This is a genomic window from Cellulomonas sp. IC4_254 (assembly GCF_011603975.1).
In the GTDB taxonomy this organism is placed as follows: domain Bacteria; phylum Actinomycetota; class Actinomycetes; order Actinomycetales; family Cellulomonadaceae; genus Cellulomonas.
In genome coordinates, this window is the sequence record NZ_JAANNB010000147.1 from 1 (window position 1) to 9938 (window position 9938).

At 76.3% G+C, this 9938-nt stretch carries 5 protein-coding genes and 1 pseudogene; 4 read left to right on the forward strand and 2 right to left on the reverse strand.

Annotated features, from left to right (window positions below):
- Positions 1 to 1661, forward strand: a pseudogene (locus tag G6556_RS19190) (hypothetical protein); the annotation flags it as partial.
- On the opposite strand, the gene G6556_RS13800 reads toward G6556_RS19190, so the two are convergent.
- Together G6556_RS13800 and G6556_RS13805 are read right to left on the reverse strand one after the other, a co-directional pair.
- Positions 1643 to 2779, reverse strand: a complete 1137-nt coding sequence (locus tag G6556_RS13800) for a methyltransferase domain-containing protein (RefSeq protein ID WP_166942431.1) — start codon at positions 2777 to 2779, stop codon at positions 1643 to 1645. The pseudogene G6556_RS19190 and the gene G6556_RS13800 sit on opposite strands and share 19 nt — an antisense overlap.
- A gap of 116 nt (positions 2780 to 2895) precedes the next feature.
- The gene (locus tag G6556_RS13805; protein WP_166942434.1) at positions 2896 to 3105 is read right to left on the reverse strand and encodes a hypothetical protein; all 210 of its coding nucleotides are present in this window, start codon (positions 3103 to 3105) and stop codon (positions 2896 to 2898) included.
- A 262-nt stretch (positions 3106 to 3367) separates the two neighbouring features.
- Here G6556_RS13805 and glgX point away from each other — a divergent pair, with 262 nt between their 5' ends.
- The 3 genes from glgX to treZ form a co-directional block, all read left to right on the forward strand.
- Entirely contained in the window at positions 3368 to 5641 is a 2274-nt protein-coding gene (glgX, locus tag G6556_RS13810) for a glycogen debranching protein GlgX (RefSeq protein ID WP_166942437.1), read from the forward strand.
- A complete protein-coding gene (treY, locus tag G6556_RS13815; protein WP_166942440.1) occupies positions 5638 to 8169 on the forward strand; it encodes a malto-oligosyltrehalose synthase in 2532 nt (843 codons plus the stop codon). Before glgX ends, treY begins: the two co-directional genes overlap by 4 nt.
- A partial coding sequence (gene treZ, locus G6556_RS13820; RefSeq protein ID WP_346774901.1) for a malto-oligosyltrehalose trehalohydrolase occupies positions 8166 to 9938 on the forward strand: 1773 nt, incomplete at its 3' end. The genes treY and treZ, both read left to right, overlap by 4 nt.

Genomic DNA, 9938 nt, shown 5'->3' on the forward strand with positions numbered 1-9938 from the left:
GGGCGACCGACGCCGCTGGCCGCGGCGGCCCGGACCCCGTCACCCGCATCGTCGCCCGCCTGGACGGCCTGCCGCTCGCCGTGGAGATGGCCGCCGCCCGCACCGCCACGCTCAGCGTCGCGGACCTCGCCGACCTGCTGGACGCCCGCCTCGACTCGCTCGTGCAGCCGCGCCGCGACGCGCCCGCGCGGCACCGGTCGCTCGCCGCCCTGGTCGGCTGGTCGCGCGAGCTGCTGCCCCGGGACGCGCGCACGGCGCTCGACGGCTGGCCGGTGTTCGCCACCGCGTGCCCGCCCGACCTCGCCGCGCGGGTCCTCGACGTCCCCGCGCGCACCGCCGAGCAGCTGGCGGCCGCGTCGCTGCTGGTCCGCGACGACGCCCGGGGCCGCACCCGGTACCGGATGCTGCAGACGGTGCGCGCCGTCGTCGGCCCGCCCCCGGACGCGGTGCGCGCCCGGCACGCGGCCGTGCTGCTGGACGTGGCGCGGGACGCGGACCGCGCGCTCCGCGGCCCCGGGGAGCCCGAGGCGCGCGCCCGCCTCGCCGCGCTGCTGCCCGACCTGCGCGTGGCGCACGGGTGGGCCTCGACCCACGACCCGGACCTCGCGGTGCGGCTCACCCGGGCCCTGCACCGGCACGCCGTCGACGCGCTGCGCACGGACGTGCTGGCGTGGCCGGTGCCGGGGCGCGAGGACGCGCCCGCGGTGCTCGCGGCGCTCGCGGCGCGGGCGCTGGTGCAGGGCCACCGCGGCGGGGCCGGCCGCCGCGCGGAGCACGCGCTGGCCGGGGCGACGGACGCCGCCGACCGGCTGCACGCGCTCGAGGTCCTGGCCGACCTGGCCCTGTTCGAGGGCCGGACCGACGACGCCGTCGCGCTCGGCGGCCGGATCGCCGCCGAGGCGCAGCACGCGGCCGACCCGCACTACCGGGTCATCGGCCTGACCTACCCGGCACTGGTCGCCGCGTACCGGGACCGTCCGCTGGCCGCCGAGGCCGCGCTCGTCGCGCTCCGCCGGGCCGTGCACCCCGTGCTCGCCGCGCCGTCCGACCGCGCCTGGCTGGCGTTCACCACCGGTGAGGTGCTCGCCCGCACCGACCCCGCGGCGGCCGTCGCGGCGCTCGCGGACGCCCGGGACCTCGCCGAGGCGGTCGGCGACCGCTACCTGTCCGGGGTCGCGCGGGCGGCCACGGTCGCCGCCGTCGCGCGGCGCCCCGACCCGGCCGGTGCGCTCGACGAGCTGCTGGCGCTGGCGCGGGACTGGGCCCCGACCGGCGACCGCAGCCACCTGCTCACGGCTCTGCGCAATGCCGTGCCGCTGCTCCTGCGGCTCGACCGGCCCGAGGACGCGGCCGTGCTGCTGGGCGCGGTGACCGCGCCCGACCTGCCCGTGACCTACGGCGTCGAGGCCGACGCGCTGGCCGGGGCCCGGGCCGGGCTCACGGCCGCCCTGGGCGCCCGGCGGCTGGCGGAGCTCGTCGACCTGGGCGCCGACGACGACCTCGGCGCCGCGGTCGACCGGCTGGCGGCGGCCCCGCGCGACACCGCGGCCACGCACGCCGGCGCGGCCCAGGCGACCGCCGCCGCCCCGCCCGCGCCCGCCGCCGCGGCCCCGCGGCGGTCCCCCGCGGCCGCGGCCCCGCGTCAGCCCCGGAGCCGGTAGAACCGGAACAGGTCGTGCTCGACCGGGAGCACCTCGGTCGCGGCGAACCCGGCGTCCCGCGCGTACCCGGCGAGCGTGGCCGGTCGCATCACCGTCCCGGTGCCGACCCCGCCGGGGTGCGACAGCCCGTCCGGCAGGCAGACCCCGAGGGAGAACCCGTAGTACCACCGGTCCAGCGGGCCGGCCGGCGCGGTGAACTCCTCGGCGACCCGCTCGTCGGCGACCAGCACCCAGCCGTCGTCCGCGACCAGGGTCCGCACCGCCGCCAGCACGGCGACCGGGTCGGCGAGGTCGTGCACGCACTCGAGGGCGAGCCCCACGTCGTACCCGTCCGCGGCGCCCTGCCCTGCCAGCGCCGCCGCGTCCGCCGCGACGAACCGCACCCGGTCCTCGACTCCCCGGGCAGCCGCGTGCCGACGGGCCGCCGCGACCGACGCCGGGTCGAGGTCCACCCCGGTGACCTCCGCGTCCTCGTACGCCAGCGCGAGCCCGATCGAGGACCAGCCCTCCCCGCAGCCCACGTCCACGACCCGCGCCCCCGCGCGCAGCCGCCGGTGCAGGTCCGGCAGCGACGCCGCGACCACCCCGGCGAGCCCGTGCAGGAAGAACGGGCGGTTGAGCGCGGCCTGGGCCTCGCGGGCGTCGGCGCCGAGCCGCTCCCAGGAGACCCCGCCGCCCGTGCGGTAGGCCGCGTGCAGGTCGTCCGACACCCGGACGCTCGCGGCGTGCATCCGGCCGAGCGGCGCCAGGTAGGCCGTCGACCCGGGGTCGGCGAGCACCTCGGCGGCCCCGGGCGTGAGCGCGAACGCGTCCCCGGCCACGACGACGTACCCGGCGGCCGCCTGGTGCTCGAGCCACTCGCGGGCGTAGCGCGGGTGGCTGGCCGTGAGCGCGGCGAGCTCGTCGGGGGTGCACGGCCCGTGCTGCGCGAGCGCGCGGTACCAGCCGAGCCGGTCGCCGGCGTGCACGGCGGCGAGCTCCTGGGCGCCGAGGCTCGCGGCGAACACCCGGTCCGCCACCTCGGCGGTGCTCGGGCCGGCGGGCTCGAGCAGGTCGCCGGGTCGGCGCGGGGCGTCGGCGGCTGCGGCCGGCGTCGTGGCGGGCGTGGTCGTGGACATGCGGTCCCCCTCGCGGGTCGGGCCGCCGGCGGGCTCGCCGGCGGGTCCCCACCAGCAGGCACCCCGTGCCTCGCAGCGCCCTCGCAGCGCGCTCGCGCCGGACCCCGCGGCCGCGGTCAGCCCTGGTCCGCGCGGAGCGCCCCCGTGGCCCGGAAGGTGTCGGCGATCTGCTGCGCCTGCGCGGAGACCAGCCGCCGGTACAGGTCGTAGGCGGCGTCGACGCGGGCGGGCAGGTCACCGCGGCTGCGCGCGAGCTGCCAGTCGCGCTTCGCCGCCGCGATGTCCGCGTTGGTGATCACCACCCGCGCGTCGTCCTGTTCCGCCATGGGTCCGAGCATGCGTCCGTTTTGCCCGCTTTGCGATAGTCCAACGGGGTGAACAGGGCGTCTGCCCCGGGTGAACTCCCCGGTGCCGCCGCCCGTTCGGGCCAGCGACGGCCCCGGAGCGCCGCCCCGAGCGCCCCGGGAGCGCCCGCCGGCACCCGGTGCGCCGGCGTTCGTCCTGCGCACCTGGGGGGTCCCCTGGCACGCTGTGCCCAGGAGCGGCGACCAGCCGCCGACCCCGAACGCCCCCGGAGGACTGACGCGCATGAGGATCTGGCCCGGACGCCCCTACCCGCTCGGCGCGACCTACGACGGCAGCGGCACCAACTTCGCGCTGTTCTCCGGGGTCGCCGAGCGGGTGGAGCTCTGCCTGTTCGACGAGGCGGGGAACGAGACGCGGGTGGACCTGCCCGAGGTCGACGCGTTCGTCTGGCACGGCTACGTCCCGTCGTTGCAGCCGGGCACCCGGTACGGCTACCGGGTGCACGGCCCGTACGACCCGTCCCAGGGTCACCGCTGCGACCCGTCCAAGCTGCTGCTCGACCCGTACGCCAAGGCGATCGACGGGCAGATCGACAACGACCCGTCGCTGTACTCGTACACGTTCGGCGCCGAGGACGAGCGGAACACCGACGACTCGGCCGGCCACACGATGACCTCGGTCGTCGTGAACCCGTACTTCGACTGGGGCCACGACCGTCCGCCGCAGCACGAGTACCACGACTCGGTGATCTACGAGGCGCACGTCAAGGGGCTGACCCGGCTGCACCCGGCGGTGCCCGAGGAGATGCGCGGCACGTACTCGGCCCTGGCGCACCCCGCCGTCATCGAGCACCTGACCAACCTCGGCATCACGGCCGTCGAGCTCATGCCGGTGCACCAGTTCGTCAACGACCCGTCGCTGCAGGACCGCGGGCTGTCGAACTACTGGGGCTACAACACCATCGGGTTCTTCGCCCCGCACAACGCCTACGCCGCCTTCGGCAGCACCGGCCAGCAGGTGCAGGAGTTCAAGGCGATGGTCAAGGCGCTGCACGCCGCCGACATCGAGGTCATCCTCGACGTGGTCTACAACCACACGGCCGAGGGCAACCACCTGGGCCCCACCCTGTCGTTCCGCGGCATCGACAACGCGTCGTACTACCGGCTCGTCGACGAGGACCCGGCGCACTACTTCGACACCACCGGCACCGGGAACTCGCTGCTCATGCGGTCCCCGCACGTGCTGCAGCTGATCATGGACTCGCTGCGCTACTGGGTGCAGGACATGCACGTCGACGGGTTCCGGTTCGACCTCGCGGCGACGCTGGCCCGCCAGTTCCACGAGGTCGACCGGCTGAGCGCCTTCTTCGACATCGTGCAGCAGGACCCGGTCATCTCCCAGGTCAAGCTCATCGCCGAGCCGTGGGACCTCGGCGACGGCGGCTACCAGGTCGGCGGGTTCCCGCCCCTGTGGTCGGAGTGGAACGGCCAGTACCGGGACACGGTGCGCGACTTCTGGCGCGGGGAGCCGTCGACGCTGGCGGAGTTCGCCAGCCGGCTGTCGGGCTCCTCGGACCTGTACGAGCACACCGGCCGCCGCCCGATCGCGAGCGTGAACTTCGTCACCGCGCACGACGGCTTCACGCTGGCCGACCTCACCGCGTACAACGAGAAGCACAACGAGGCCAACGGCGAGGACAACCGGGACGGCGAGAGCCACAACCGGTCCTGGAACGGCGGCGTGGAGGGCCCGACCGACGACCCGGAGATCCTGGACCTGCGCGGCCGGCAGCGCCGGAACTTCCTCACCACGCTGCTGCTGTCCCAGGGCGTGCCGATGATCCTGCACGGCGACGAGATGGGCCGGACCCAGCAGGGCAACAACAACGTCTACTGCCAGGACGACGAGCTCTCCTGGCAGAACTGGGACCTCGACGAGCACGACATGGAGCTGCTGGAGTACGCGCGCAAGGTGGTGCACCTGCGCAAGGACCACCCGGTGTTCCGCCGCCGCCGGTTCTTCGCGGGCGCCCCGGAGCGGGGCGGCGAGTCCGACCTGCGCGACATCGCCTGGCTGTCCCCGGCGGGCACGCACATGTCCGACGCGCAGTGGCAGGAGGAGTTCGCCCGGTCCGTGATGGTGTTCCTCAACGGCGACGCGATCGCCGAGCCGGACCTGCGCGGCGAGGAGATCGTCGACGACTCGTTCCTGGTGCTGTTCAACGCGCAGCCCGAGGCGACGTCGTTCACGCTGCCCGACGCCGAGTACGGCGAGACCTGGACCGTCGCCCTCGACAGCGACCACCAGCTCGAGCCGGGCCAGGAGATCGCGCACTCGACCACGATCGAGCTCGCGCACCGGTCGACCGTCGTGCTGTCCCGCCCGCCGATCCAGCAGGTCGACCCGATCACGCAGGCCCCGGCGGTCACCTCGCTGCCCACGGGTGCCGAGCCGCCGGCGCCGACCGGGCTGCCCGGCACCCCCGGCGTGCCGTCCGGCGCACCGGCGCCCGCGCCCGCCGGCGACGCCGACGCCGACCGGAAGCGGGGCAAGTGACCGTCGACCGCGCGACCGAGCCGCGCACCCCGCCCCGGCGGCTGCCCGCGCCGGGGCGTCCGGTGCCCACGTCCACCTACCGGCTCCAGCTCGGCGCGGACCTGACCCTGGACGACGCCGCGGACCTGGTGCCGTACCTGGCCGACCTCGGCGTGACCCACGTGTACCTGTCGCCGATCCTGACCGCGGCGCCGGGCTCCACGCACGGCTACGACGTCGTCGACCACGACGAGGTGTCGCCCGTCCTCGGCGGCGAGCCGGCCCTGCGCCGGCTCGCCGACCGGGCGCACGCGGCCGGCCTCGGCCTGGTGCTCGACATCGTGCCGAACCACATGGCCGTGCCGACCCCCGCGTGGCACAACAAGGCCCTGTGGTCCGTGCTCGCCGAGGGCCCGGACTCGCCGTACGCCTCCTGGTTCGACGTCGACTGGTCCGCCGGCGAGGGCGACGTGCTCATGCCCGTGCTGGGCGACCGGATCGGCGCCGTCCTCGCGTCGGGCGAGATCCGGCTGGAGCACGAGGTCGTCCCGGGCCAGGGCGACGAGCCGCAGCCCGTGCTGCGCTACTACGACCACACGTTCCCGGTCCGCCCGGGCACCGAGGCGCTGCCGCTGGCCGAGCTGCTGGAGCGGCAGCACTACCGGCTGGCGTACTGGCGGGTCGCCGACGAGGAGCTGAACTACCGGCGGTTCTTCGACGTCGGCACCCTCGCGGCCATCCGGGTCGAGGACCCGGCCGTGTTCGACGCGACGCACGCCCTGGTGCTGCGCCTGCTCGACGACAGCGTGCTCGACGGACTGCGCATCGACCACCCGGACGGCCTCGCCGACCCGGGCGGCTACCTGGAGCGGCTGCGCGAGCGGTCCGGCGGCGCGTGGGTCGTGGTGGAGAAGATCCTGCAGGGCGACGAGGAGCTCCCGGCCGACTGGGACACCGCCGGCACCACCGGCTACGAGGCGCTGTGGCGGATCCAGCAGGCGTTCGTCGACCCCGGCGGCGGCGCCCGGCTCGGCGCGCTCATGCACCGGCTGACCGGCGAGTCCTCCGACGCGCTGCCCGAGGTCGTGGACACCGCGAAGCGGGAGATCGTGGACCGCGCGCTGTACGCGGAGGTGTACCGGCTGACCGAGCTCGCCGCGGAGGTCTGCCGCGGCGACCTGCGGCTGCGGGACCACACCTGGCGGTCGCTGCACGACTGCCTGGTCGAGCTGCTCGTCGCGATGGACCGGTACCGCGCCTACGTGGTGCCGGGCCGCACCCCGCACCCGGCGGACGTCGAGGTGCTGGAGCACGCCGCCCGGACCGCCCGCGCCCGGCTGTCCCCCGAGCGCGCCGCCACGATGGACGTGCTGGTGGACCTGCTGCTGGGCCGCGAGGTCGGGAGCGCGGGGCGCACCCGCGAGCCGCAGCGCGACGAGCTCGTCGTGCGGTTCCAGCAGACCTGCGGCGCCGTCATGGCCAAGGGAGTGGAGGACACCGCGTTCTACCGGTGGACCCACCTGGTGTCGCTGACCGAGGTCGGCGGCGAGCCCGAGCGGTTCGCCCTGTCCCCCACCGAGCTGCTCGCCTGGGCCGTGCGCGCCCAGCAGCAGACCCCGCTCGGCATGACCACCCTGTCCACCCACGACACCAAGCGCAGCGAGGACGTCCGGGCCCGGCTCGGCGTGCTGTCCGAGCTGCCGGTCGAGTGGGCGGAGCTGGTCGGGCGGCTCCGCGAGGCCACGGCGTCCTACCGGAGCACGCTGCTGGACGGCCGCGCGGAGAACCTGCTGTGGCAGACCCTGGCCGGGACCTGGACCGCCGAGGGCCCGATCGCGGCCGAGCGGCTCACCGAGTACCTGACCAAGGCCGTGCGCGAGGCCAAGGACCGGACGTCGTGGACCAGCCCGGACGAGGCGTACGAGCGCGCGGTGCTCGACGTCGCGACGCAGGCGCTGGCCGACGAGCGGGTCGGCGGGCTGCTGACGGACTGGGAGCACCGGACCCGCGACGCCGTCCGCGCCGCGACGCTCGGCCAGAAGCTCGTGCAGCTGACGCTGCCGGGGATCGCCGACGTGTACCAGGGCACCGAGGTGCCCGCGGTCGCGCTGGTCGACCCGGACAACCGCCGGCCCGTGGACCACGAGGCGATCGCCGCCCGGCTCGCCCGGCTGGACGAGGGCGCGGGCACCCGCGACCTGGCGGACGAGAAGCTGCTCGTGACCTCCCGGGCCCTGCGGCTGCGCCGGGACCTGCCCGAGGCGTTCGTCGGACCGGGCGCCGGCATCACCCCGCTGCCGCACTCCTCCGGCCACGTGCTCACCTACGCCCGCACCGCCGACGGCGAGCCCCGGGTCGCGGTCGTCGCCACCCGGCTGGCCGCGATGGTCGACCGGCTCGGCGGCTGGGGCGAGCACACCGTCGCCCTGCCGGAGGGCGACTGGCACGACGTGCTCGCCGACCGGCCCGTGGACGGCGGCGTGCAGCCGCTGTCCGACCTGCTCGACCGGCTGCCGGTCGCCCTGCTCGTGAGGAGGACCGACGCGTGACCGAGACCCGCGCCGCCGACCCCGTCCGCACCGTCCGGCCGGGCGAGGTGTGGGCCCCCCGGGCCGGCACCGTCGCCCTGCACCTGCCCGCCGCCGACGACGCAGGCGCCGAGCGCGTCCCGCTCACCGCTCGGGGCGACGGCTGGTGGACCACCGACCGGGACCTGCCGCACGGCACGGACTACGCGTTCGTGCTCGACGGCGGCGACCCGCGCCCCGACCCGCGCGGCCCCTGGGCCCCGGCGGGCGTGCACGGGCCCAGCAGGGTGTTCGACGCGTCCCGGCACGACTGGTCGGACGGCGGCTGGGCCGGGCGCGACGTGCGCGGCGCGGTCGTCTACGAGCTGCACGTCGGGACGTTCACCCCCGAGGGCACGCTGGACGCGGCGACCGGGCGGCTCGACCATCTGGTGTCGACCGGCGTCGAGGTCGTCGAGCTGCTGCCGCTCGCGCCGTTCAACGGCGAGCGCGGCTGGGGCTACGACGGCGTGAGCCTGTACGGCGTGCACGAGCCGTACGGCGGTCCGGCCGCCCTGCAGCGGTTCGTGGACGCCGCGCACGCCGCCGGGCTGGCCGTCTGCCTCGACGTCGTGCACAACCACCTCGGCCCGTCCGGCAACTACCTGGGCGAGTTCGGGCCCTACTTCACCGACGCCCACCACACCCCGTGGGGCGCGGCGATCAACCTGGACGGCGACGGCGCGGGCGAGGTGCGCCGGTGGATCGTGGACAGCGCCCTGCGCTGGCTGCGGGACTTCCACGTGGACGCCCTGCGGCTCGACGCGGTGCACGCGCTGGTCGACGACTCCCCCCGGCACGTGCTGGCGCAGCTGTCCGACGAGGTCGCCGCCCTGGCCGCCGAGGTGGGCCGGCCGCTGTCGCTGATCGCCGAGGTCGACCTCAACGACCCGGTGTCGGTGACCCCGACCGCCGAGGGCGGCTGGGGCATGACCGCGCAGTGGGCCGACGACGTGCACCACGCGCTGCACGCCCTGCTCACCGGCGAGCGGCACGGGTACTACGTCGACTTCGGCAGCCCGGAGACGCTGCGCAAGGCGTACCGCGACGTGTTCGTGCACGACGGCGGCTACTCGACGTTCCGCGAGCGGGACTGGGGCGCCCCGGTCCCGGCCGACCTCGACGGGCACCGGTTCGTCGTGTTCGGCTCCGACCACGACCAGGTCGGCAACCGCGCGCTGGGCGACCGGCCGTCCGACACGCTGGACGACGGCGCGCTGGCCGCGTCCGCCGCGCTGGTGCTGCTGTCCCCGTTCACGCCCATGCTGTTCATGGGCGAGGAGTGGGGCGCCCGGACCCCGTGGATGTACGTCACGGACCACCCGGAGCCCGAGCTGGCCCAGGCGGTCCGCGAGGGCCGGTCCCGGGAGTTCGGCGGCCACGGCTGGGCGGAGATGTACGGCGCCGACGAGGACACCTTCGAGGTGCCGGACCCGCAGGCGCCGGCGACGTTCGAGGCCGGCCGGCTCGACTGGGACGAGCCGACCCTGCCCGGCGGCGAGCGGATGCTCGACTGGTACCGCACGCTCGCGCGGCTGCGCCGCGAGGTCCCGGACCTGGCGTCGGGCGACCGCACCCGCACGGACCTGACCTGGGCCGAGGGCGACGGGGCGGCGGCGCCCGTCGACGGCGCCTGGGCGGACTGGCTGGTGCTGCACCGGGGCGACGCCCGCGTGGTCGTCAACCTCGCCGACGCGGAGCGCACGATCCCGCTGCGCACGGCGGGCGACCTGCGGGTCCTGGCCTCCTGG

Coding starts and splice junctions, on each gene's coding strand:
- G6556_RS13800 (WP_166942431.1), bottom strand. CDS start 2,779: ATGTCCACGACCACGCCCGCCACGACGCCGGCCGCAGCCGCCGACGCC.
- G6556_RS13805 (WP_166942434.1), bottom strand. CDS start 3,105: ATGGCGGAACAGGACGACGCGCGGGTGGTGATCACCAACGCGGACATC.
- glgX (WP_166942437.1), top strand. CDS start 3,368: ATGAGGATCTGGCCCGGACGCCCCTACCCGCTCGGCGCGACCTACGAC.